This window comes from bacterium, assembly GCA_009926305.1.
Lineage (GTDB): Bacteria > Bdellovibrionota_C > UBA2361 > UBA2361 > RFPC01 > RFPC01.
Genome location: RFPC01000015.1, coordinates 1 through 23,981, shown reverse-complemented (window position 1 = coordinate 23,981; position 23,981 = coordinate 1). Strand labels below are relative to the sequence as shown.

The 23,981-nt window shown below is 46.7% G+C and carries 22 protein-coding genes; 13 read left to right on the top strand and 9 right to left on the bottom strand.

Translation table 11 applies throughout. From position 1 onward, the window contains the following. The first annotated feature begins 159 nt into the window (after positions 1–159). From EBR25_04280 to rpmB, 4 genes are all read left to right on the top strand, one after another. Complete coding sequence (locus EBR25_04280) at positions 160–357, top strand: hypothetical protein (GenBank protein NBW40207.1); 198 nt, start codon at positions 160–162, stop codon at positions 355–357. Then, positions 347–817, top strand: a complete 471-nt coding sequence (locus EBR25_04275) for a DUF1313 domain-containing protein (protein ID NBW40206.1) — start codon at positions 347–349, stop codon at positions 815–817. The genes EBR25_04280 and EBR25_04275 overlap by 11 nt, the downstream gene beginning before the upstream one ends. Positions 818–1,010: 193 nt before the next feature. Further along, a complete protein-coding gene (locus tag EBR25_04270) occupies positions 1,011–2,045 on the top strand; it encodes a hypothetical protein (GenBank protein NBW40205.1) in 1,035 nt (344 codons plus the stop codon). A 251-nt stretch (positions 2,046–2,296) separates the two neighbouring features. Continuing rightward, positions 2,297–2,554 (top strand): 50S ribosomal protein L28, encoded by a 258-nt coding sequence (gene rpmB / locus EBR25_04265; protein ID NBW40204.1) that lies wholly within the window; start codon positions 2,297–2,299, stop codon positions 2,552–2,554. A gap of 358 nt (positions 2,555–2,912) precedes the next feature. On the opposite strand, the gene EBR25_04260 is transcribed toward rpmB, so the two are convergent. From EBR25_04260 to EBR25_04235, 6 genes are all read right to left on the bottom strand, one after another. Further along, a complete protein-coding gene (locus tag EBR25_04260) occupies positions 2,913–3,527 on the bottom strand; it encodes a sulfite exporter TauE/SafE family protein (GenBank protein NBW40203.1) in 615 nt (204 codons plus the stop codon). A gap of 251 nt (positions 3,528–3,778) precedes the next feature. Then, positions 3,779–4,123, bottom strand: a complete 345-nt coding sequence (locus tag EBR25_04255; protein NBW40202.1) for a hypothetical protein — start codon at positions 4,121–4,123, stop codon at positions 3,779–3,781. A 206-nt stretch (positions 4,124–4,329) separates the two neighbouring features. After that, positions 4,330–5,070, bottom strand: coding sequence for a hypothetical protein (locus EBR25_04250; GenBank protein NBW40201.1), 741 nt, complete (start codon positions 5,068–5,070; stop codon positions 4,330–4,332). After that, positions 5,067–6,626, bottom strand: a complete 1,560-nt coding sequence (locus EBR25_04245; GenBank protein NBW40200.1) for an insulinase family protein — start codon at positions 6,624–6,626, stop codon at positions 5,067–5,069. The genes EBR25_04250 and EBR25_04245 overlap by 4 nt, the downstream gene beginning before the upstream one ends. After that, on the bottom strand, positions 6,623–8,146 hold the full coding sequence (locus tag EBR25_04240; GenBank protein NBW40199.1) for an insulinase family protein: 1,524 nt from the start codon (positions 8,144–8,146) through the stop codon (positions 6,623–6,625). Before EBR25_04240 ends, EBR25_04245 begins: the two co-directional genes overlap by 4 nt. A gap of 173 nt (positions 8,147–8,319) precedes the next feature. Then, a complete protein-coding gene (locus EBR25_04235) occupies positions 8,320–9,450 on the bottom strand; it encodes a hybrid sensor histidine kinase/response regulator (GenBank protein ID NBW40198.1) in 1,131 nt (376 codons plus the stop codon). A gap of 208 nt (positions 9,451–9,658) precedes the next feature. Here EBR25_04235 and fabD point away from each other — a divergent pair, with 208 nt between their 5' ends. The 3 genes from fabD to EBR25_04220 all read left to right on the top strand — a co-directional run bounded on the left by fabD (position 9,659) and on the right by EBR25_04220 (position 12,766). Further along, positions 9,659–10,573: a [acyl-carrier-protein] S-malonyltransferase gene (gene fabD / locus EBR25_04230; GenBank protein NBW40197.1), complete on the top strand. Its 915-nt coding sequence runs from the start codon at positions 9,659–9,661 to the stop codon at positions 10,571–10,573. A 105-nt stretch (positions 10,574–10,678) separates the two neighbouring features. Next, positions 10,679–11,674 carry a cysteine synthase family protein gene (locus tag EBR25_04225; protein ID NBW40196.1) on the top strand — a complete coding sequence of 332 codons (996 nt, stop codon included), beginning with the start codon at positions 10,679–10,681 and terminating at the stop codon, positions 11,672–11,674. Between the two features lie 201 nt (positions 11,675–11,875). Continuing rightward, positions 11,876–12,766, top strand: a complete 891-nt coding sequence (locus tag EBR25_04220; protein NBW40195.1) for a hypothetical protein — start codon at positions 11,876–11,878, stop codon at positions 12,764–12,766. Positions 12,767–12,837: 71 nt separating this feature from the next. Here the strand turns inward: EBR25_04220 and EBR25_04215 are convergent, their stop codons facing one another. After that, positions 12,838–13,734 (bottom strand): hypothetical protein, encoded by an 897-nt coding sequence (locus EBR25_04215; protein NBW40194.1) that lies wholly within the window; start codon positions 13,732–13,734, stop codon positions 12,838–12,840. Between the two features lie 21 nt (positions 13,735–13,755). Further along, entirely contained in the window at positions 13,756–15,276 is a 1,521-nt protein-coding gene (locus EBR25_04210; GenBank protein NBW40193.1) for a proline--tRNA ligase, read from the bottom strand. Positions 15,277–15,550: 274 nt separating this feature from the next. Between EBR25_04210 and EBR25_04205 the strand changes: the two genes are divergently transcribed. Next, entirely contained in the window at positions 15,551–17,041 is a 1,491-nt protein-coding gene (locus EBR25_04205) for an aminotransferase class III-fold pyridoxal phosphate-dependent enzyme (GenBank protein NBW40192.1), read from the top strand. A 28-nt stretch (positions 17,042–17,069) separates the two neighbouring features. Here the strand turns inward: EBR25_04205 and EBR25_04200 are convergent, their stop codons facing one another. Beyond that, positions 17,070–17,549 carry an HTH domain-containing protein gene (locus EBR25_04200; GenBank protein NBW40191.1) on the bottom strand — a complete coding sequence of 160 codons (480 nt, stop codon included), beginning with the start codon at positions 17,547–17,549 and terminating at the stop codon, positions 17,070–17,072. Positions 17,550–17,663: 114 nt separating this feature from the next. On the opposite strand from EBR25_04200, the gene EBR25_04195 reads away from it, so the two are divergent. The 5 genes from EBR25_04195 to hflK form a co-directional block, all read left to right on the top strand. Further along, positions 17,664–18,713 carry a manganese transporter gene (locus tag EBR25_04195; protein NBW40190.1) on the top strand — a complete coding sequence of 350 codons (1,050 nt, stop codon included), beginning with the start codon at positions 17,664–17,666 and terminating at the stop codon, positions 18,711–18,713. A gap of 41 nt (positions 18,714–18,754) precedes the next feature. Further along, complete coding sequence (locus EBR25_04190) at positions 18,755–19,546, top strand: ABC transporter ATP-binding protein (GenBank protein ID NBW40189.1); 792 nt, start codon at positions 18,755–18,757, stop codon at positions 19,544–19,546. A gap of 22 nt (positions 19,547–19,568) precedes the next feature. Then, complete coding sequence (locus tag EBR25_04185; protein NBW40188.1) at positions 19,569–20,945, top strand: hypothetical protein; 1,377 nt, start codon at positions 19,569–19,571, stop codon at positions 20,943–20,945. After that, a complete protein-coding gene (locus EBR25_04180; GenBank protein NBW40187.1) occupies positions 20,942–22,351 on the top strand; it encodes an iron ABC transporter in 1,410 nt (469 codons plus the stop codon). Before EBR25_04185 ends, EBR25_04180 begins: the two co-directional genes overlap by 4 nt. A 494-nt stretch (positions 22,352–22,845) precedes the next feature. Beyond that, on the top strand, positions 22,846–23,981 hold a 1,136-nt coding region (gene hflK, locus EBR25_04175; GenBank protein NBW40186.1), incomplete at its 3' end, for an FtsH protease activity modulator HflK.

Sequence of the window (23,981 nt, the reverse complement as noted above, 5' to 3'; positions counted from 1 at the left end):
GAATGTCCACTTAACCTATTGAAATATTTGAAAGCTACGAAATAGCTGCAAAGAAAATTTTGTGCTTCCGAGAAAGAGAATTTATACTCTCTAAAGAAGTTTAGGGGGTTATGCCACTTGGCAGGGTTGTTGAATTACCCCCATGAAGACATCAACTCTGTGAGCCCTAAAAATACTGGTGAACGATACCTTCTCTCTCTTTTGAGAGAGCAACTCTTCACGATACCCCCCCAAAAGGCCACAGCTCGTTTGCGGAAGGTACCAAGGATGGTCATATTGCTGATAATGCTAGATACGCAAGAAGTTTTCTTAGAATCTTCAAGAATCTACGTCACGTTCTGGCAAGATGGGCAATAACTTACGTAAGGATTTCAGATGGTGGGCAGTCTCTCATCATACGAAATATTTGCAGAAGAAAATCATGGACGAAGTGCAGAAAAAACCTACAGCAGAAAAGGATGAGGAAAATATGCAAGACCAAGAAGAAAATGCAATTGTAGATCGCCTTTTTCGTTCGTTCGAAGACCTTGAAAAGGCTATTGGCAGCGCTCGGAAAACACTCGAAGAGCGAGGAGAAGTACCAGAGGAAGTTGTTGCACGATTGAATTCGTACGACACCATCCTGGACAAACAACGGAAACTCGCCCATCGACTCTGCGAGAATATCAAAAAGGGAGATTGGGACGAGGTGACTCGTCAAGTCGGACTGATCAATGGTCTCTCTGGAATGATACGAGATGACGCTCGAGCCATCCTATCGTCACTCTCTTTAAATAGTGATGATGAGGTCTCAACAGATAAAATGCATTTCTGTTAAGATCATATCATCTTCTTGAATGCCGTCTGTAACCACATGGGTTACGGACGGCTAGAAACCCTCCACTGTTCGACGTTCCGCAATCCACTCCCAAAACCGTTCACTTTCAGTTCATGTCAGCCCCATGAAAAGTTTTTTGGGCAGACATATCCTCATTCCCGCTAACGGTAAAATGCGCTAAACTGACCATCTCATGAAAAAAGAGCAGCCCCCAAAGATATGTCATTCTCAGGAAACAGGCGTAGCGCTGGTTATGGTGCTCTTTGTAGTCGCTCTTTCATCAATTATCATTACTCAACTCACATACACCGGCAGCCTTGATACAAGCCTACACTTGTATTCGAAACGCTCGCTTGAAGCTGAGTACCTTCTCAAGTCAACTATAAACTTTGGCAGAGCGATTCTTAAAACAGACATATCGCCAGAAGATACAGAGCGTGATTTTTGGGCACCCTTCCTGACTGGATTAGAACTTCCGCGGGAGGTATTAAATATCGAAGACCCAGCGGTGCGGATTGAATTAGAGATTCGACCAGAGGAGGGGAAGCTCCCCCTCCGCTCCTTAGTAAGTGGAAGACGCGGCAATGAAAAATGGCGGGATGTTTTTGTCCGATTTTTTCGAAAAATGGGCTTCGATGATGACAATCTTCCTGATGAAAGTGGTCTATTCCCCGGGCGGGTCTTTAACGCGAGTGAGGTTGTTGCAAACCTGATTGACTACATGGACCCTGACAACGAGAACTATCAGGCGAACGAATTTCCTCTTGGCCTAGAGTCAACGTTAGAAAAAGACGTCTTTGCTAATCAGCATATTCGGTGGCTTGGAGAGCTTCATAACGTTCCTGGAATGAACCAGAGCAGAATTAGGCGGATCTCACCATTTTTGACGAGCTTTGGCTCTGGACGAAGGATTAACATTAACCTTGCCCCTCAAGTAGTGCTTGAGTCTCTGAGCCCTGAAATTGGCCCAGCCGAAGTTGAGGCTATATTGGAGATTCGACGGTCAGAAACCCCCTTCGATAACAAAAATCGAAAAGTCTTGTTATCTCAGATAATTGGTGCGGATATCTATGATGAAATTGCCTCGATGATCGATGTCCAGAGCCGTTGGTTTCAGATTATTGCAAAGGTTGATTACGGAGCCTCAACCTCTTTTATGAGAGCATACGTCTCTCAGACCCAGACGGGAGAACTCCCAATCGTTAGAATTTCAGAGATTTTTTCGTGAGCTATTGGATTTTTCACGCTCTTTCTGGCATCTTACAGCAGAATAGAGGGTAAGGCGGATACTTGGCCGGTGACGCAAAGCGTCAGAATCATGCCCGAGAAAAAGTGCACTCTGGCAAATAACAGCTCTCTCGCTGAAAGAGAGTGAAAGCTTGAGAGTACGCGAGAGAGTGGAGAGGTCGAAAGCTTGCGTCTCGCATGCTCCTTCGCAAAACGAGATTTAGAGAATTAGAAACAAAGAGGTCAAAAAAGATGGCACGTCGATGTGATATTTCAGGAAAACAGGGACAGTTTGGACACCGAGTGAGTCACGCAAAAAACCGTACCAAGCATCTTTTCAAGCCGAATTTACAGAGCCGCAAACTGTTTATTCCAGATGCGAGTGCTCCCGAAGGTGGAAAGTACGTTAAAGTGAAAGTTTCTACTCGCGTTATGAGAACCATCGACAAGCTTGGTGTTCGTGGTGCTCTTAAGAAGTACGGCATTAACGTGCAAGACATTCTCGCTTAGAACGACGAAAAATCCACTTCACCGAAAAATTACTGACATAAAGGCTCATCGCTATGAACGTTGAGTAAGGGCACGTGAGGGCTTCGTCCGAGACAGACCCCCGTATGACACCCCTTGTCACTTGATATTGCTGGGTTACATGACATCACTGGCGCTGCAAGCTCGGTAACCACCTAGCACTCCCATACCCGTTGAACACCGCCACAGAATCTCCCGCCGGTTTTACAGCTCGCCAACCAGCGTAGTAGAATCAAAAGTTATAGCTGGATCTTATGCAAATTACAGAAAGTATCTTTATTGGTATAACTGGCAGAGAGCCGCTCTGGTCTTTTGCCGCTGTCCTGTGACGCTCTTGTTACTACTCTATCGGCAGCTGAAGCTCCTGACTGTCTTCTGGTCCCTGAGTGTTCGTTGAGGGAAGATTGTCTACCAGCCCTGAACCTCTCCCAAGCGATGGTGTAGTCTCTCTCACCACATCCACGCTACCTGAGAGTTTATCGGCTGATGACATCCTCACTGCATCTTTCATTTGACGAGCGAGTAACTTTTCTGTGAAGCCAAAAAGAGAGTTGACCCCTATAAGAATCAGAGCCACACCAAATATCTTTTTCAAAAGAGGCGCAGAAAGATAGCTACTCGCGTAAGCCCCTAAATATGCTCCTATCAAGGCCGTTGGAAGAACTATAGCCACCAAACTCAGATCAACGCTCCCGCCCATATAGTGCCTCAAAGCTGCCACCGCAGAGCTTGGAACAATCAGAAAAAGGGAAATCCCAATGGCGGTATGTACGGGAACGGCCGCAAAGTACATGAGAGCTGGTACGTAGATAACTCCACCACCAATACCAAGCAGGCCACTTAAAAAGCCGGCCGCCGCCCCCAAAATTATGAGCACCGCACTTGATGCAAACATTGCATATCCCTTTTTATTGTATACGTCCGAATCCCCGAGAGCCCCTGTTGTAGGATACATTCGTGCGCTAAGCAAATAAACGCCAATATTTATTGGGAAATAGACTGATACCGCCCGTTTCCAGCACTCCGAGACAGGCAAGCCTCGCTTTTTCGCTCACCCACTTACGCGTATAACCTGTGAAAAATCTACTATCGGAGGCAACCCCAGATGCGAAGTGCCTAAACACCAGAACCAGCTTTTCTCGCTGATTAACTCCGTAGGAGCATAACGCACCTTCAGCACACCCCCAGACGGCTTCTATCCTAACTTCATGGATTTTGAGGAAAAACCTCCTCATCCGTATCGAATAGAAGACCTGGATTTCGAAGCTGAACACCTGCTTGCTTTACCCGTAACCAGATATCGCGAGCAATCTCTTTCGAATCCTTATCAAGAAGCTCTTCAATATTAGAGATATTGAAGATGTAGTTCATGACGCTGATAACATTCACTGGAGATGCTTGGTCATCTTCCATACGGTCGCGGATTGAAAGAAGGAACTCCTTCAAATCCTTACTGTTTGTAATTTCACCTTGATACGAGCTACGGGAGCCACCAGTAGAAGTGCCAGTTTGAGCCTTCGAATTTTTCTTTTTTGAACCAGAAGCCGCCATCGTATTTTTCTCCAATTCTATTCGTTACTGAGATACTTCCCCATGCTACCAATGAAAGGCAAGTCTAAAAAGTCCCAAGACGGCATTTCTAGAGGCCACCTGAGCAAGGACATACTAAAAAACGCCCCTCGTATTCCTAAGATGGGGAATTACCCTCATTCGGCTCAATCTTTTATCAATATTCGCTCTTTCGATAACTCTCTACTTTAAAACGCATCTACAGGAGCAAATTCAATCGCTGCTCCATAGCGCAAAGGGTCTGGATCAAGGGGATCTACAAGGATCGGCTCACTGACGAGGACCCCCTGCACTCTGATACGCCGCGGCTCTATCCCAAATCTGGCCAGCTGATTTCCTAACTCCTCTGCTCGGCGCTCTGCAAGATAACGACCATACTCGTTATTCACATCTTTCGACTTCACGTAGGAATAGACTCGAAATCTTGACCAACCAAATCTATCTCGGTGAATTGCTACGAGCTCCTCAAGAATAGGAAGGGCAGATGGTCGAAGAACAATCTCATCGGGCTGAAAAAACATATCGGCTGGGAATATATCGCGTGATGGATGAATCTCTTTCTTCCGTTCATAGTGATGCGCAAGCACCTCATGCGCGAATGCCCTTGCACGCTCACGACGGATATCGCGAGCCACCTGCATCAGGTCCTCCTCAAAGCTATCCTGGACAGCCCCCTGAATTCCTCCGAAGACAATACCGAAGCCCGCACCAATCAGTGCTCCCGGACCAGTAGCTGAGGCCACCTGAGCACCAGTAATCGCTCCCGTTCCTGCACCAGAAAGAGCGCCAAGTAGCGCCCCCTGCGACTGCTTATCAGGTCCTGGACGAGGTGTCGTGCAAGCAACCAAAGTTACGCACACTCCACATAAAAGAAAAAACAAAACAACACAGCGTGCCCTGAGGCTTCGTTTTGATACTGAAAGATTCATAACTCCTTCTCCTTCGGAATCTCATCAAATGCCAGGTCTCTCATCGTATATTGAGATAAGTACGGACTAGACCCAGCGTTTCTTTTTATCTCGGCAATTGCCTCGCTATTCCCTACCACAACAATTCTAAGCTCGCTTAAGTTCCACCATCGATTTGCCGCACTACTCACTGCATCACGAGAAACGGCAAAAATATTATCAACATATGCCTCATCATAGTCGGCAGGATAGTTGAAGTAATCGAGCAGAACCATGCGTTCCAAAACCTGCCCTGGAGAAGTAAAGCGAAAGACAAAACCGCTTTGTGCTGCATGCTGCACCACAGCTAATTCCTCGGCCGAAGGTGCAGCATTCCGTATCAAATCTAATTCATCAAACGCTCGCTCCAAGGCATCATAGGCTGATTCTGATTTTGTCTGGATGAAAAGCGTGTTCTTTCCCTCTTGATAGCCAGGAGATACGAATCCATAAACAACGTAGGCCAATCCGAGATCCGCTCTGATTTTTTTTGCAAGACGAGAATCCAATCCATCTCCAAGAATACTATTCAAAAGACTAATTGCGTACTTATCCTCGGTATGACGCTCAGGACCAGCTTGCACCATCTGGATGACGGCCTGAGTATGATTTCCTTCAACAAAATATATTCCGGGGGGTGCGACTTCAATATTCCGTTTCGGCTCGGGAAGTAGAGACCCACGAGGAGTCCACTTTGAAAGATATTTGGTAACGAGCTTATCTACCTCATCCCGCGAAACATCTCCTGTTATGACGAGAACAGCACCATCTGGCCTTACATAACGACGATGTGCCCTCAACAGTGCAAGCCGATTCAACTGCTCAACATCGCTCGACTCACTAACCGAGCCGAATGGCGACTTACGATACAGAAGGTAATTTGAGGTAATGCTCGCAATAGAGTTCGGATCATCATCACTACGCCGAATAGACTCTAGAAACTGTGTTTTTAAGACCTCCAGTCGCTTTTCATCAAATCGAGGATGGAGCAAGACATCCGTAAACAAAGCGAATACCTGGTCAAGATCGACAGAGAGCGAGTTAAATGAAACTTTGCCAAACTCAGCTGAGTATCCAGAGCTAATGGACGCCGCCAATTCACGTAAACGCACATCAAGTTGTTCAGCTGAAAGCTTCTTTGTTCCGCCGAATCGAAGCATTTCTCCCATGGCATCAAGAGAGCGGTACTCAGATTCTTCGGCATGGAAGATTCCACCTTTCAGAAAGAGTGCTCCAGAGACCATCGGCAACTCATCGTCTCGAATAAACATAACCTTCAAACCATTATCAATCTGCCACATCTCTGGCTGTGGGTACTGAATAGCTACTGGCTCTGGAAGTTTCCCGCTAAACTCTTGAAAGGCTCTTTGATGCGAACTCTGAAAAATACATCCCGAAAGACACACTGGAAGTGCAGCAAGGGCTACTCCCAGGAGCATTTTCAATTTCACCCAACGTCTTAGCCTTAAAAGAGAATGACACTGCAAAAGAGAATGACACTGCAAAAGAGGGGCACGCTGTAACATCCACGTTTTCATAGATTGCCATCCTTTCGTGAAAGAAAGCCGACGGTACGAGTTTTTTTCGTTAACAGCTCTTGCGCCACACTCCTTACTTCTTCTGGGGTGGCTGCTAACATTTGTGAATACCAGTCAAACATGACACGCCAACTACCAAACTGCTGCTCCAACTCAGCGAGCTGTTTTGCAAGGCCCATATTACTCACCAGACCCAGCATCGCATTTTTCATCAACGTCCTCTTGATAATCGTCAGCTCTTCAGCAGGGACTTCCTGCTGAAGAAGTTCTCGAAGGCTCTTGTCGAATGCCCGCAGTAGAGTTTGATTAGAATGCGATGCCGTGGGCTCACCATAGATCACGGCCAAATTGGGATATGCAACGCTAGGAGCTTCAAAAAACCCAAGGCTTGAAGCAATCTTTTTCTCAAGAACCAGCTCGCGAAAAATTGGAGACACTCGGCTGCCCATTGCATACTCGAGAAAAAGAGAAATTGCTACGTCCTGTGGATCGGGATACACGGGTTTTTTGTAACCGATAAACAGAGACGGCTCTGCATCATGAATGACTGTAAATCGCTTCTCACCATTTTGTTTCGGCTCAATTTCCGTCGGGCCCTCTGGACGCGGTCCGCGCAAGACCCGGCCAAAGTACTTTTCGATAATGGGCAAAGCCTGATCACTTGATAGTGCACCAACGATACTCACTACAATGTTAGAAGCAACGTAGTACTTTTTATGGAGATCCAAAACGTCTTGCGGCTGAATACGACGAATATCCCCTTCATACCCAATTACTGGATTGCGGTAAGGGTGCCGTTGAAACGCCTGGCTTAATAAGTGCTCATACAACTTTCCAGACGGGCTATTCTCATATCTCCCCCGACGCTCCTCTATGACAACATCGCGCTCTTTAAAAAACTGGCGGGCGACCGGACGCATTAGCCTCTCTGACTCCATCCAGCACCAAAATTCAAAAGAAGTAACCGGAAAGCTCGTGAAGTAATTTGTTAACTCCTTCCCCGTGGTCGCGTTCATCCCATGAGCACCCCACTTCCGGTAGAGATTCGTGAATTCTTCTACCCTCCATAGACGGTTTAACTCATCCAAGAGACTTGTCTTCATCGCAAGTTCTTCACTTGAGAGCGCTTCCCCGAAGTCACTTTTCCCGTAGAGCTTCTCAAGCTCTTTTAACAGCTCTCTTTCCCGCTCATAGTTAGAGGTTCCGATTTCTGGAGTTCCCTTAAACGCAAGGTGTTCAAACAAGTGTGAGGCTCCCGTCTTGCCGAGCACTTCATTCACTCCCCCTACCCGTACCGAGACGACTCCCGAGAACACAGGAGCAACATCTCGCGTATAAAACAATACCCGCAAACCATTGTCTAAAACGAACTCCTCTACACCCTCTTCAAGTCGTTCGAAAGACTGCACACTGAGAAGCTTATCGCCCGCTTGCTCGTTGGAATCAGCGTGAGAAAAAGGAAGACAAGTTATCAGAGGGAAAAGAATGAAAAATAAAAAACTTTTATAAAGAGTCAGCATAACACCAATGAGGAGATTTTTTCTGCAGAATAAACTGCCAAATCAATAGTCTCACTCCTCTCACAATCGGACAAGCATGCATCTTCAGAAGTCACCAAAAAGAGTTCTGAACAGGTGGGTAAGTGCGCACTAAAAATTTCGAGCTCGCTATCCTCCCTCTTCTGAACAATGCCTTAAGCGCTCTGAGAAATAGGTATTCGAATCTGCGCGGTCGTTCCACCCCCTTCCCGCTCATGAAGAGCGAAACTTCCGCTAAACAGCTCAATGTAACGGCTCACGAGAGCGAGGCCTAGCCCCCCGCCCTGTTGCTCCAACGTCTCTCTTCCTACCTGACCAAACATCTCCATCGCCTGCTCTACCTGCGAAGACGAGACACCAATTCCCCTATCATGGACCTCCAGCACTAAATATCCATCTTCACGTCTTAACTGCACTTCGATAGCACCTCCCTTACTCGAAAATTTCCCAGCATTCTCGAAGATTCGCACCATGACGTCCTGAAATTGCGGTCGATAAAGATAGGCTTTCTGATGAGGAGCCTGATTCTTGAAAGAAAATGAGCATTCATTACAGAGCTCAGCGTCATACTGTGACTCCATCGTCTCCTGAACGAGATCCGCCACCACCATATGCTCAGCTCGTTCCTGAAATAATCGACCTGCTATGCCAGCTTCTACTTGTTGGATGAGCATAAAATCATTCACGAGACGCTCGAGACGCTGCCCTCCTCGATAGATAGCCTCAAGCAATGTTCGCGTTCGGTCTTCCGAGAGCGATTCAGCATGTTCCAGCAAGAGCTCTGCCCCTGTATTAATCGCTACTAAAGGTGTACGAAACTCATGTGAGAGAGTATGAATAACCCGTTTTTGAAATTTCTCTTGGAGTTGCACTCCTCGCGCATGTAATTCACTTGAACGCGTTAGTTTTCCACGAACAACCGCAAGGAGGTGCTCTGGATCAAATGGCTTGGTCACGTAGTCATCCACTCCACTCTTCAAGCCAGCATGAACCTCTTCCTTTTCTGCTAACGCTGACAAGAAAACAAATGGGATATGAGAGGCCTCGGGAATTGCGCGAACTTCTTTCAGAAAATCAAATCCTCCCAGCTGAGGCATCATGACATCACAAATAACGATATCGCATCTTCCTTTTTGAACGAGGTCTAGAGCTGCCACTCCGTTCATCGCAGATTGCACTTGAAACCCGTTCGCACGAAAAAGCGTTCTGAGCATTTGAAGAATAGTCTCGTTATCATCAACGAGCAGGATTGATGGAAGATTTGATTCTTCGTCTGACAACATCATGAAAACCACACTAAGAACACACACTTTCTCGGCTGATACATGGAAAGGTCGGCATATTTTTCAGATATCTTGACGGAAATCTTCTATAACCCATTAAGATTACATATAGTGATTTCCTCTGGAAAGTCTGGGTATCCACCTGAAAAAATGGACAAAATCTGGTCAACTCGATAAGCTTTCCACCTTAATTTTACGGAGAAATGAATACATGGAAAATGCATCAATTTTTGCCCTTTTCCCCGGACAAGGCGCTCAAATGGTCGGTATGGGCAAGAGCTTCTTCGAGAATTCTTCACATGCAAAAGAACGGTTCCAAGAAGCAGATGACGCGCTCTCCATGAAGCTATCAACGGTTTGTTTTGAGGGACCGATAGAACAACTTACGAAAACCGAGATTACTCAGCCCGCCCTACTCACCGTCAGTGTAATCGCTTATGAAGCCTGGAGACAGAAAAATCCTGATATCCAGATTAAAGTAGCTGCAGGACATAGCCTTGGCGAATACTCTGCGCTCGTGGCAAGCGGAGCAATTTCATTCCGAGATGCACTCCTCCTCGTCCATAATAGGGGGAAATTCATGCAAGGAGCAGTGAAAGAAGGCGAAGGCAGTATGATTGCTGTACTCGGCAAAGAGCTGAGCGAAATTAAGGCTGCTATTACCGACTGCGCAGGGACGACAGTACAAATGGCTAATATCAATGCTCCTGGACAAGTGGTACTTGCTGGTACGGCGGGTGATATTGAAATTTTTTGTGAAAAAAATCCTGCGTGGAAGATAAAGAAACTTCAGGTGAGCGCTCCGTTCCACTGTAGCCTTATGAAGCCAGCTGAAGAACAACTGGCCCCGTTACTTGCTGAGGTAGAGCTTCATACCCCTCAGTTTCCAATCGTTCAAAATGTCTCTGCTGCACTCACGGAAGATCCGAAGATAATTCGAGAAAACCTTGTAAAACAGGTATGTGGTTCGGTACGGTGGGTTGAATGTGTAGAAAGTGCGATTCAATTATGCGGAGTAACGAATAGTGTTGAGTTTGGCAGCGGTAAAGTTCTCACTGGTCTCATGCGTCGCATCAACAAAACCGTTCAGACGATGAACATATGTGAGTATGAGGATATTGTCTGAAATATCGCAACGAGCAGAGCACATGAGTAGCATTGCTCCGATGAAGATGTCTAACAGGAAAATAATCGATATCATTCAAAAAGTGGCATAACAAACGAAAAAGAAATGACGACAAAAACTCTACAAAATCTCCAGAATCCACTGCTTTCTCTGATCGGTAACACACCACTCGTCCGTTTAGATCTCCCGACCGAGGCCACCGTATACGCAAAATTAGAGTTTCTTAACCCTGGGGGAAGTATCAAGGACCGAGCTGCCCTGTACATGGTAGAAGATGCCGAAGAACGTGGGCTCTTAAAGCCAGGAGGAACTATCGTTGAGGGCTCGTCGGGCAATCAGGGAATTGCTCTTGCAATGATAGGAGCCGTCAAGGGATATCGTGTCATCATCGTTGTTCCAAAACACACCAGCTCTGAGAAGAAAGCTGCTCTCCGAGCCTATGGCGCAGAGCTCCACATCGCTCCTGATGCTTCTAGTCACGATGATCCTGACTCGTACAGCAAGAGAGCGCAGAAGCTGGCTCAAGAGATCCCTGGGGCGTTCATGCCAAATCAATATTACAACGTAAAAAACGCAGAAGCACACTACGCGTCCACTGGCCCCGAGATATGGGAACAGACAAATGGAGAGATAACTCATTTCTTTTGTGGGATGGGGAGTTGCGGAACAATCTCTGGCACTTCAAAGTTTCTGAAAGAGAAAAACTCCCAAATAGTAGTAACAGGTGCGGACTCTGCCCATTCGCTTCTCTCTGCAAAAACTCCTCGAGCTTATGCAGTTGAGGGTATCGGAGTAGATGTCTTCTCAGAGGTTCTACAGCGCCAACTTGTTGATACCGTGGTGCCCATTTATGATGAGCATGCCTTTCAAACGGCTCGAGAGTATGCTCGGAAGGGATATCTGGTCGGACCAAGTAGTGGCGCAGTGCTCTATGCGCTGTCGACACAACTTCAACACCTAAAACGAGACGATGTGGCTGTTTGTATCCTGGCAGACTCAGGCAGAGCCTACTTAAGTAAACTCTTCTCTATACAGATGAGTGCTGCGGACCTCGAGGCCTATCACGAGGAACGAGAAGCAGAGCGTTCTGTTGCTCTCTAAGGCGAGACCAGCTCCAACACTCGAAAACATGAACGTTGATTCAAATCGAAATTGACAAGGTCAGTGCGGAACCCACTGTGTAATCAGCACATAAGACGGGACACTTCGATATAAACCGCACTCATTCACGAAACAAATCATTCGACCCTCACGAATAACAATGAGAACGAGACATCCTTTCACTTAACGCTGGAGTTGAATATGAATATTAATCCGTCGCTGCAATCACTCTCAAGAATCGATTTTGCTTTAACACCTCAACGAATCAATACGTTAAATGGTGAGATGGGACTCGATAACTCTGCTCCACCCCCGCTTGATAGCGATCCTTTCAAGATTGGAAATACCGGGGAAATTGATGAGGAAGCCTTTCAGCATGCGCTTGTTCGTTACCTACTTGAAGAGCAAGATCAATCTCTGGCAAGTGCTTATGAGAAGCAATTTAAGAAAGCACAAAAACAAGGACTCTCAGCTGAAGATGCGGTTAAATCTGCCCTCTCATCGCTTGTAGAGAACGGTCTGGTTACGAAAGATGTAGCAGAACGTGTTAACGGAATTTCATTTCGCGCTGCACAACTCGATGAACGGCTTGATGCGTTGTATGACGGCCGCGGTGGACCAGGCGATGATACAATTGCAACGGCGTCTGTGTCCCAGGCTACGCGTAAAGCAATCGATATCCTAAGTCGCGAAAAATCGGGAGAACTCAACATCGGGAGCCGCGCTTTAAATGCGCCATCAAACACCCTGCCTTCAACTCACAACATTGGAACGCATGCCTCTGGCGGGTCTGGCGAATTCCTTTGGAAACCAAGCTCAGAGAGCGATGGAAAGCTCGTGGTACTCTTTCCATCTCAATATACAGGGAATATTCTCTCGGCCGGCATCTATGAAGCAATGCCTCCCTCAAAAGAAAATCTTGTTGAGGAAGGGCGATTTAGTGGGGATTCTCATAATGGAGGTCGAGCGCATTTTCGATTTTCGCGCTCCGGAAAGAGCTACCCTGATAATGTTTATGTCGTTGCACAGCTAACGGACGGAAGAACGATTTCTTTTCCGATCGCTGATGGCGCAGCAAGAGTCAGTCGTTAAAGCAAACAACTGTGCTTCAACAATACAACGCTGGCATCCTGCATATTGATCATTGTCGAGGATCTCGCAAACTAACCTATCGACTGAGTTCGCAGATGATACGCACAGTTCTTTGAGCAGGTCTCTCCATAACTGAGAGACCTGCACTCCGCACACACAATGGCTTCTGATTCGCAAAGAGCACAGCTCACACGTACATTGCCCGGATCTCCACAGTGCGGACATAATTTGAAGGTAGTCGATGGAAGCAGCTCCTGATTCACTGCAACGCGGTGATCAAATACGAAGCACTCCCCTTCATACTTTGAATTGGGATATTTTTGGAGGTAGTTAAGGATACCTCCCTCTAGCTGATAGACATCTTCATAGCCTCTTGACTGCATTTCGAGAATTGCTTTTTCACACCGAATACCTCCGGTACAATACATCAAAACTTTCTTTTCTTTCGGAATCTCAGCTCGATCGATAAAGTTGCCAAACTCACTGAACATGTGCATTTCCGGATCAATGGCACCTTCAAACTTGCCAACCTCAACCTCATAGCTATTCCTCGTGTCGATCAGAACGTAATCCTCTTCACTTTGGAGCACCTTCTCCCACTCCTCTGGTGAAAGGTGATTGTTGTTTGATGAAGCAGGCACAAATTCTGGTCTTTTCAGAGTAACAATCTCGTCACGTCGCTTAATCTTAAATCGCTTAAATGGAATGCTTGCCGCTCTACTATCTTTGAAAATAGTATCTTGAAATCCATCGATTGAACGAATAAGTGCTTTAAACGAGCCGATGGTATCATCTGAGCCAGCAACGGTCGCATTTAACCCCTCTGCACCCGAAATAATCAGCCCAAATAAGCCACTCGACTCAGAAAACGTAAAGATTTTTTGTTCCCATTCGTTGAGCGTTTCTTCACTAAGGGGAGCAAAGGTATAAAATGTCGTGACTGCAATGGGATACTTTTCACTATTCATTTCTATCTCTCAGGCTTTCAATCAGTATGATTTTGCAATTATCGCCTCGCGCTGAGCAGGTCGGCCCGAAACGACACACTTTCCTTCAGCATGGTTGCCATCGAATGGGAGACATCGAATAGATAGCTTCATTTGGGCTAGCGTTTGTTCCGTATCTGGATCGCCACACCAGGGAGCCCGTACAAATCCTCCGTGAATTTCGGGCTTCTCGACATTTTGCGGAGTAAAGAACTCCTTCATCTCGTCAAGGCTGGTGATATCAGTATTGACATGCGAGTCACGATACGATTTGGCCTCAGAAAAGAGGGTGTTTTGGATAGTCTCCAGAATCTCTGGCACGCGCGAGACAAACTCTCTTCTATCGAAGAACTCTTTATCCTTTACTCCACGGTCTCGTCGATAACAAACGACTTTATCACTCTCGATATCTCGTGGACCTACTTCTATTCGTATCGGAACACCCTTTTTAACCCATTGCCAGGACTTTTCTCCACCTCGAAGATCTCTTTTATCAACCACCACTCGAACACGCTCGTCAGAATAGCGAAGGGAGGAAAGCTCCTTTTGAAGGCTCTCAGCAAATGCAAGAACACTTTCCCGATGCTCATCTTTTGGAATAACGGGGAGAATAACAATTTGTTGTGGAGCTAATTTTGGAGGCAAGCGTAATCCATCATCATCCCCGTGAGTCATGATCAGTCCGCCCACTAGTCTGGTGGAAACGCCCCAAGACGTAGTGTATCCAAATTGGATTTCTCCACTTTCGTCTACAAATCGAATTCCAGACGCTTTTGAAAAGTTTTGTCCAAGGTAATGTGAGGTGCCTGCCTGCAGTGCCTTCCGATCTTGCATCATACTTTCGATACAGAACGTTCTCTCAGCCCCTGGGAACCGTTCGCCTGCACTTTTCTCGCCCGTGAAGACTGGCATCGCCATTACATCCTCTGCCAACTCACGATACACCTCTAACATGTTCATCGTCTCTTCCATCGCTTCTGCCTCTGAAGCGTGTACGGTATGCCCTTCCTGCCAGAGAAATTCTGAAGTTCTCAGAAACAACCTTGTCCGCATCTCCCAGCGCATCACATTCGCCCACTGATTGATCAACAAGGGAAGGTCTCTATACGACTGAACCCATTTGGCGAAGGTTTCTCCGATAATCGTCTCCGATGTTGGTCGAATGACGAATGGTTCATCAAGCTCACCTGCTGGGATGAGCTTTCCATCTCTTTCTTCTAATCGATGATGAGTAACGACCGCACACTCCTTTGCAAATCCTTCGACATGCTCAGCCTCTCGCTCAAGAAAGCTTAGCGGAATAAGAAGTGGAAAGTATGCATTTTCATGGCCTGTAGCCTTGATTCGATCATCGAGCTCTCTTTGAATTCGTTCCCAGATTCCGTATCCCCAAGGCTTAATGACCATACATCCACGGACCGGTGAGTTCTCAGCTAAATCAGCAGCTCGGACTATTTGTTGGTACCACTCAGGGTAATCTTCTCCCCTCCGCGGAGAGATTGCATTCTTCTCGCTTTTCGTCATAACACTCTGTAGAGCTCCAAGTACATCATGGTAGTGAACAATAGTATGGACGCTTGCTCAATATTTCTCAATACTTACTCTTTTTAGAACTCGCCCTTTGTTGAATGCGCCGCTATAATAACGGTAATAAGGGTTGAATCCAAAGGAGATGGTATTCACTGAGTGTCGCCGTCCAAAGGCACTCTCGCTAATTCCTAAGCGGGCATAGCAGGAGTTATCAGCAATGGAACCATTCTTGTTGTTGAGGGCTGTATCGGGGGAATAGAAAATAGGCATGAGATACACTGGAGTAAAACTACTGGAGCAACTCCGCGCGTTCACGAGACAGAGTAGCGTTTGCGGCCTTTCAAACGATGAAGTTGAATATTTTTTCTCGCGTGATCCCCTATTACGACAGGCTATTGAGCAAGCAATCGACAATATTCAATTCATCGATCTGGAGTTTCCTGGACTGAAAGAACTCACCGAAGATGCGCTTCAACAATCTTTGGGACAAGATTTCTTAAATTTCTATCCTCCCGAGACTTCAAGCCCATACGTTCCACTTGCTGCACGCGGGCCTTGGATAGTTACCGCTGGTGGAGCCGTTATCTATGAAGCTGGTGGGTATGGAATGCTCGGGCATGGCCATGATCCAGACTGCATAAGAGAAGCAATGGCAACTCGTCAAACAATGGCGAATATCATGACACCCTCTTTTTCTCAGCATCGCACCGGCAAACAGTTAAAGGCCTTGATTGGTCACAAACACTCAACGCAGCAGTGTCCATTCTCTAAATTTATCTTTATGAACAGCGGTTCCGAGGCGATGGGAGTCGCTCTGAGAATCTCCGATGCACATGCGAAGAAAGCCACAGATACTGGGGGACAGCATAGAGGGAAACGTGTCCGAATAATGAGTTTTCGAGGCTCATTCCATGGCCGCACTTACCGCGCTGCGCGAATCTCAGGTTCAACCAGTAATAAATATGAGGCTGCATTGGCGTCCTTCTCAGATCATTCAGACTGGATTGAAGTCCCCGTAAACGATGTGAGTCGATTTCACGAACTTTTTGACAATCTCGTTCGAGAAGAATGCTTCATCGAATCCCTGGTCCTTGAACCTGTCATGGGGGAAGGGAATCCAGGCTATCCGCTCTCCCGTGAATTTTATGATGCTGCGAGAGCACGGACGAAAGAACACGGATCGTTCCTCATCATCGACTCAATCCAAGCTGGTCTAAGGGCTCATGGAGTCTTAAGTGTTATTGACTATCCAGAGTTTGAAACCTGCGAACCGCCTGATATGGAGGTGTACTCTAAGGCTCTCAATGGCGGGCAATATCCACTTTCCGTTTTGGCAATGCAACAGTGGGCTGCTGACGAATATGCGTTAGGCACGTATGGAAATACAATGACGGCAGCTCCTCGCGCACTTGATGTTGCTTCTCAAGTCTTAAAGGCATGCTCCCCATCTTTGGAAAAGAATATCTGCTCGAAAGGGAAAGAGTTTCTTACAAAGCTGCAAGCACTTCAGCAAGAGCTTCCCGACTTAATTCTAAAAGTTCAGGGCACAGGACTCCTCTTGTCAGCAGAACTCTCGCCAGAGATTCTTGTCGTTGGAAATGATGGGGCTGAGCAACGGCTGAGAAGAACAGGAGTAAATGTCATCCATGGAGGAAAGAACTCCCTCCGTTATACGCCCTGGTTTTTAATCTCCTCAGATGAGATTGACCTCGTAATCAGAAAATCTCGAGAAACGATTTTAAGTCTTGTCAGTAAGTAGAGAGGGAAGATTCTTGATAAGATTCGGATTAGTCCGTCCGTCTTTCTAATTCCTGCCTGATTCTTCGAAGCGTAACTTTGCTAAAATGATGTTCTGCACCCTCCACATCATGTTCGGCTATCTCTCTTGGCACTCCTAATGATACAAAAAAATCAACTAGCATCTCATGACGAGCTTTGGATGCGATAGCGAGCTTTCTTCCTTTGGCCGTAAGTTCTACTGGCTTTTGACGTGCCGTTTTCAGATATCCAAGTGCCTGCAATCGCTTAATCGTCCGAAGTGCCGTAACGTGGGAGATGCCGAGGTGCTCTGCTATTGTGCCGGTACGGGCCTCACCAATCCGTTGTTCAAGTTCGTATACGAGCTCAGTATAATCTTCCGCGGCCTCAAGATTGTGTTGCTCTCGCTTCGTCTCGAAGTGGCTTGCCCGAAAACTCAAACTCTTCGCATCTGAGGAATCTCTGGGCTCACGCCGCTTTTTACTATCTTTGTTCGGTTTTCTCCTCATCTTCTCTCTTCCACCATAAAAGCACCCAGATAAAACCTTGATTTGTCCTCTCGAGACCTTGACATGTAGCATATGCTACACTGATAATAGTAAGGTACGCAAAGAAAAACGAATATGAATACTTATGGGTCTAGGAAGCTTCTGTGCTCCAACTGGAATGCAAACTGCACAGCGGACCCTACGCGCTTTGACGCTTCCTTCAAGCATCATGCTCTCATCACCCTCCGAATAACTACAGCTCTTGTTCTTTGCATTCTGCTCTCGCCCTCCACCTCATATTCAGATACCAGAACACCAATCATTGTTACTACCACCGGCATGTTAGGAGACACGATAAGAAATCTCGTTCAAGAGCATGCGCACGTTCAACATCTGATGCGTTCTGGAGTTGACCCTCATATGTACAAGCCAACGAGGGACAACATCGCATCTTTATTAAAAGCAGATCTTATCTTTCTCAACGGCCTGAAACTTGAAGGTCGTTTTGCACATGCCTTAGAGCGAATTCAAAAAGTAAAGCAGAATGTGATTGCTGTTGGAGATTTGCTCAATCCCCTCCTTCTTCACGCACCGGAGGAATACACTAAAGCTTATGACCCGCATATATGGATGGATCCCATCCTCTGGAAAGAAGTAACAAGAATCATTTCGGATTCACTGATTACGCATTTCCCAAACATGGAATCCGTCATTCGTAAAAACACGAATAATTATCTCTCTCAACTTGATGAACTCAACGCATTTGCTTCGGATTCAATTCGCTTAATTCCTGAGCGCAAAAGAGTGCTTGTGACCGCTCATGATGCATTTCACTATTTTGGGACTCGCTACCGCGTTCGTGTAATTGGCATTCAAGGAATCAGCACTGAATCTGAGGCAGGGATTCGCGATATTAAGGGAATAGTCAGCCAACTGATCGAACGTGAAGTGCCAGCCGTATTCATTGAAAGTACTGTTTCCGACCGCAATGTAAGAGCAATCAGAGAGGGAAGCGAGGCACAAGGACATACCGTACAACTCGGAGGCACGCTTTTCTCTGATGCGATGGGTGAAGAAGGAACCCCAGAAGGGACTTACATAGGAATGATAAAACACAACATTACTACTTTCGTAACTGCTATGCGAAAAGAGCCCAATCAGTCACACAAGGAGGATCTCTCGTGAGTGGAAAGAAACAAATCGGAAGAACTCAAACTCTTGAGGCTATGCCCGAGCATAGCGCAGCAAATCCTCTCTCCGTGCATTCCATGACCGTTGCATACGACCAAAGACCCGTCCTATGGGATATGGAGTTTGATTGCCCTACCGGAAAACTCACTGCGATTGTCGGACCCAACGGGGCAGGCAAATCGACTCTGATCAAGGCCTGCCTAGAACTGATCCCCCGTGCGACGGGAATTGTTGAGTTTTGGGGCAAAGCATATCACGAGGTACAGCATCGCATCGGATATATCCCTCAGAGAGAATCCGTAGATTGGAATTTCCCTATATCGGCGCTTGAAGTTGTCTGTATGGGGCGGTACCGAAAAATTGGTTGGCTAAAAAGAGTGAAAAAAGCAGATCAAGAGGCTGCTCGGCACTACCTCCATCAAGTCGGTCTTTCTGACTTTGCCTCTCGGCAAATTAATCAACTTTCCGGCGGCCAACAACAACGAGTCTTTCTGGCAAGAGCGCTTGCTCAGGAAGCAGAGTTATACTTCATGGACGAACCATTCGCAGGTGTTGATGCAACAACGGAAAAAGCAATTATCGAAATTCTCCACACACTGCGAAAAAGTGGTAAATCTGTCATTGCGGTACACCATGATCTTTCAACGGTCAAAGAATACTTCCAGCATGTACTCATGCTTAATACTCGTATCATTGCTCATGGCGCAGTTGAGAATGTTTTCAATGAGTCCAACCTCAGAAAAACATTTGGTGGAAAACTATCTCTCCTCGATGAAGTGGGTGAGGCGCTTGCCAGAGCGACCAGAGGAGAAAAGCTTCCCGAGTAGTGGGGCGCGTTAAGTAAGAGCTATGGCAACACCCCTCTCCACAGCACATTTCAGTGAATCCGCCCTTTGGAGCGAATGGATCAGTATCGTATCATTTCAGAGTGGCTTAAATGCGAATCTGGTCCTGCTCGGCACCTCGGTACTGGGAATCGCTGCAGGGGTCGTTGGAACGATGAGCATCCTCCGAAAACGAGCACTCATGGCAGATGCGATTGCTCACTGCACACTTCCAGGCCTAGCTCTTGCATTCCTCCTTGGAACGACAATCGGAGTCAATGGGAAGCACCTGCCCTCACTTCTTGTGGGAGCAAGTTTTACAGGGATATTAGGTGTAGGACTTGTGCAGTGGATCGTTCGCTCTTCTCGTCTCCATGAAGACACTGCTATCGGTGTTGTACTCAGCTCTTTTTTTGGGCTGGGCATTGTCCTGATTAGCGTAATTCAAGTGCTCGGGACTGGCGACGAGGGCGGTCTTAGCCACTTTATTTTTGGACAAACTGCTTCGTTAAATTATGATGATGCACGTCTCTTACTGTTGATTGCCTGCCTTGTCACCATTGGAGCTCTTATTCCACTCAAAGAGATAAGACTTATTTGCTTTGATGAAGATTTTGCGCGCTCTGATGGCTGGCCAGTACACCTTCTTGATTTATATCTTATGACACTCCTCGTGGTCGTAGCAGTGGCAGGGCTACACGTTGTGGGAGTACTCCTCATTGTGTCACTTCTCATAATTCCTCCTGCAGCAGCACGTTTCTGGACCGATCGGCTAACTACCATGACCCTGCTCAGCGCAATAATTGGTGGTGCAAGCGGTTTTTTCGGCTCAGGACTCTCCGCCCTTCTTCCTCGTCTCCCGGCAGGGGCTGTGATTACCCTTACCGCAGGAGTATTCTTCTTCTGTAGCCTACTCTTCGCACCTCAGCGAGGTCTTATCGCATCAGGATTCAGACAACTTCGGTTACGATTACGAGTATTGCGGGATCACGTTCTGAGAGAGGTTATTGGCTGTCTTTCAGAAAAGAACACTCCCTTCGATTCTTCACCACTCCCACTCATACGCTATAGCGAGCTAAGCATAGCTCAAAACTGGTCTCTCAGTCTTCGCATCATTCATTCACTCCTGTTTTGTCTTCGAGGGCTTGCATACTTTTCTTCTCAGGGCATACAACTCACTACGAAAGGATACCGCATAGGACAGATGCGAGAAAAAAGTCATCACTTATGGGAGGCCTATCTCTCCTCCGTCCAGGAGGAGCTTCCTCCTTCTCATCTCGATCTCTCTGCTGATTATGTCGAGCACTTCATATCTTCAGATATTCTTGAAAAACTAGAAAAGAGATCTCAAGGTGCAGGCCAAGACCCCATTGATGAGAATGAGCAGGGGCAAGAATTATGACTTCCTGGGAATTCATCGCTATTGACCTTCCTCCACTCCTTACTGCGATCCTATCCTCAAGCGCATGTGGACTTCTTGGGAATTATCTGATCTTACGGCGACAAAGTCTCATGGGAGATGCGATTGCTCACTCTGTTCTTCCAGGAATTGTTATTGCTTTTCTTCTTTCCTCTCATCGAAGCAGCCTATCAGTATTTTTGGGAGCAGCTATTGCGGGTGTCGTAAGCGCACTTTGCATCGAATTCCTCCGTCGGAATCGCTTTGTTGAAACAAGTGCAACAATTGGGATAGTCTTCCCACTTTTTTTCGCCTTGGGCGTATTACTAATAGAGCAAGCGGCTGCACGACATGTGGATCTCGATGCTGATTGCTTACTCTACGGGCAACTTGAAAGCATATTCTGGCTTCCACCATCCGATATCACCACATTGCTAACGGCATCATCTCTTCAATTGCTTCCAGAGGAGCTGATAACTTCAGCGCTCTGCTTTCTTTCGGTTCTCTTCATCATCCTCCTATTCAAGAAAGAGCTAACTCTCTCCTCCTTTGATCCAACACTTGCGACTTCAATGGGATTTTCAAGCAACATGCTTAACAACCTGCTGATGCTTGTGCTGGCGGTTGCCGTGGTGGCTTCCTTTAAAGCGGTCGGTTCTATTCTTGTTATTGCGATGATTATTTCTCCAGCTGCATGTGCGCGACTGTTCACCGATAAGTTGAATACGCAACTCATGCTCAGCGTTCTGTTTGCAATACTCATGAGCGTAGGAGGATATTGTGTAGCAGTATTTCTGCCTCTCATTCTTGGGAGCTCCTCCTCATTGAATGCTGCTGGGATGATTGCTGCACTGGGAGGCATCCTCCTGATCGGCTCAATTTGCTTCTCACCTCGCTATGGGACTATAGGGCGTCGTTATAGAAAAAATGTGCTGCAAAATAGAATCCTACAAGAAGATATTCTCGCCGCGCTATTCCGTTTAGAGGAAGACGCTAGTAAAGAAACTCGTCTCTTCTCACAAGCAGCCGTCCAAGAGATTCTTAAAAAGTCATCTGCTACATCCGATACTGCGGACTATAGAAAGCGAGAACGGCGCACCGTCAAGAGACTTGTTGATAACAATTTTCTTGTCAGGAAGGGAGCGCTTGTCGGGCTCACAGCAGATGGTCGAAATGAAGCGCGAAAACTGATCAGAACTCATCGATTACTCGAGAGCTACCTTGTTGAAGAAGCCGGAGTTGAGCCGGATCATGTCCATGAAACTGCTGAAGCTCTTGAACACTTTACCTCGGAATCACAAGACCACGCTCTCGCTCGTGCAACGCCTGAGCCCAGGAATGACCCTCATGGGAAACGTATTCCTCTCTCTCCTTCAAAAATAGCGAGCAGAGAGATTGATAAAAGTTAACATTCGTACCCTTTCGCCAAGAAATTATTGTGCTGAGATGCCAAAATTGATAGTTCTCTTGTTAAGGATCGTCTCTCCTCCTGGGGTCACAAAAAGCGATGCTCTCAGGTTTTGTCTCCTGAGATTCATTGTCTCGAAAAACTCGTAGGTTGTCGTAGGTCGGGTTATCGTAGGTCGGGTTATCGTAGGTCGGTTATCGGAAGTAGGTTGTCTGAGTGGGATACCGGAGGGAGAAACCATGAAGGGAGTTGCTATACGAGTGGCTGTCGACGGCAGCAGCTGCGCTCTCCGAAATATGCTATTTCCCCCTCGTCTATCAGAGCAAGGAGTATGATAGTAAGGAGCCGCCGTCGAAAGGAACCATTGGTGGAACCAAGGAACCATTAGGGCAAGAGGGCTGTAATACTCTAGGCACGTGTCACTACAGGCATGTAGCACGAGGAAAAAGAATAGCTCATGAAGATAAAGAACATGAAGTTAAGGATACTGTTAATATGAATTGGAATAGGCGGCATAATGGAAACGGACCTGAAAGATCTTTTGAGGAATACCTGCAAGATATCATTGACCGACCGAGTGCACTGCTCTTTGTTATCCTCGCTATTGTAATCGGCTCGGGTATTTTCTCCTCTTACTACATGGTCCGACCCCAAGAGAAGGGGGTAGTAACTCGCTTTGGTGAATTCATTCGGATTGCTGATGAAGGTCTGCACTTCAAGCTGCCATTTGGTGTGGATCGGGTTGTCCTTGTTCCGACGAAAGTTCAAGAAGAAGCTTTTGGGTTTACCCCGACGGGACGAGAGCTCGGGTTGGATAGGAGAACGACAGACTCTCGCTCAAGAGATAATATTTTCCTGCGTTCCTCACGAACGAGCGGGAAACGGAATGTCGACGAAGAGTCGCTCATGCTTACTGGAGATCTGAACGTAGCCGACGTTGAGTGGGTTGTACAATATCGTGTTATTAATCCCAAAGACTTCCTTTTCAACGTTGCGGACCCAGTAAAGAACATTCGTGACCTCACTCAGACCACTATGCGTAAGGTCGTTGGCGATAGGTCTATTAACGATATTCTCACTACGGGTCGAGGAGAAATACAGTCGGCCGTACAGGTTGATATGCAAAAAGTTATTGATGAGACCTACAAAATGGGAATCTCGATAGAGGAAGTAATTCTTCAGGACGTGGCTCCCCCAGAGCCCGTACAACCGTCTTTCAACCAGGTCAATTCGGCACTTCAAGAGCAAAAGCAAGAGATAAACAAAGCTCTCGAGGATCAGAACAGCAAAATCCCTGCAGCGCATGGTGAAGCAAACCGAAGAATTTCTGAAGCACGCGGTTACCGAGAGGCAGTTGTGAATCGCGCCATCGGTGATGCTTCCCGATTCGAGCAAATCTTAGAAGAATATGAAAAAGCTCCGGCAGTAACGCGAACACGTATTTATCTTGAACTTGTACAAGACATGTTTAAAAAGGTCCGTAATTTCACCGTGGTCGACCCTGCGATAAAGGGACTGCTTCCTATTTTTTCATCACCTCAGGACAGTGGAAGAATCGGGGGGACATCCCAAGGAAGAGCCTCTCTATCTCCATCTTCAATGGGGGCACCATTAAATCAGGGAAATGAAGG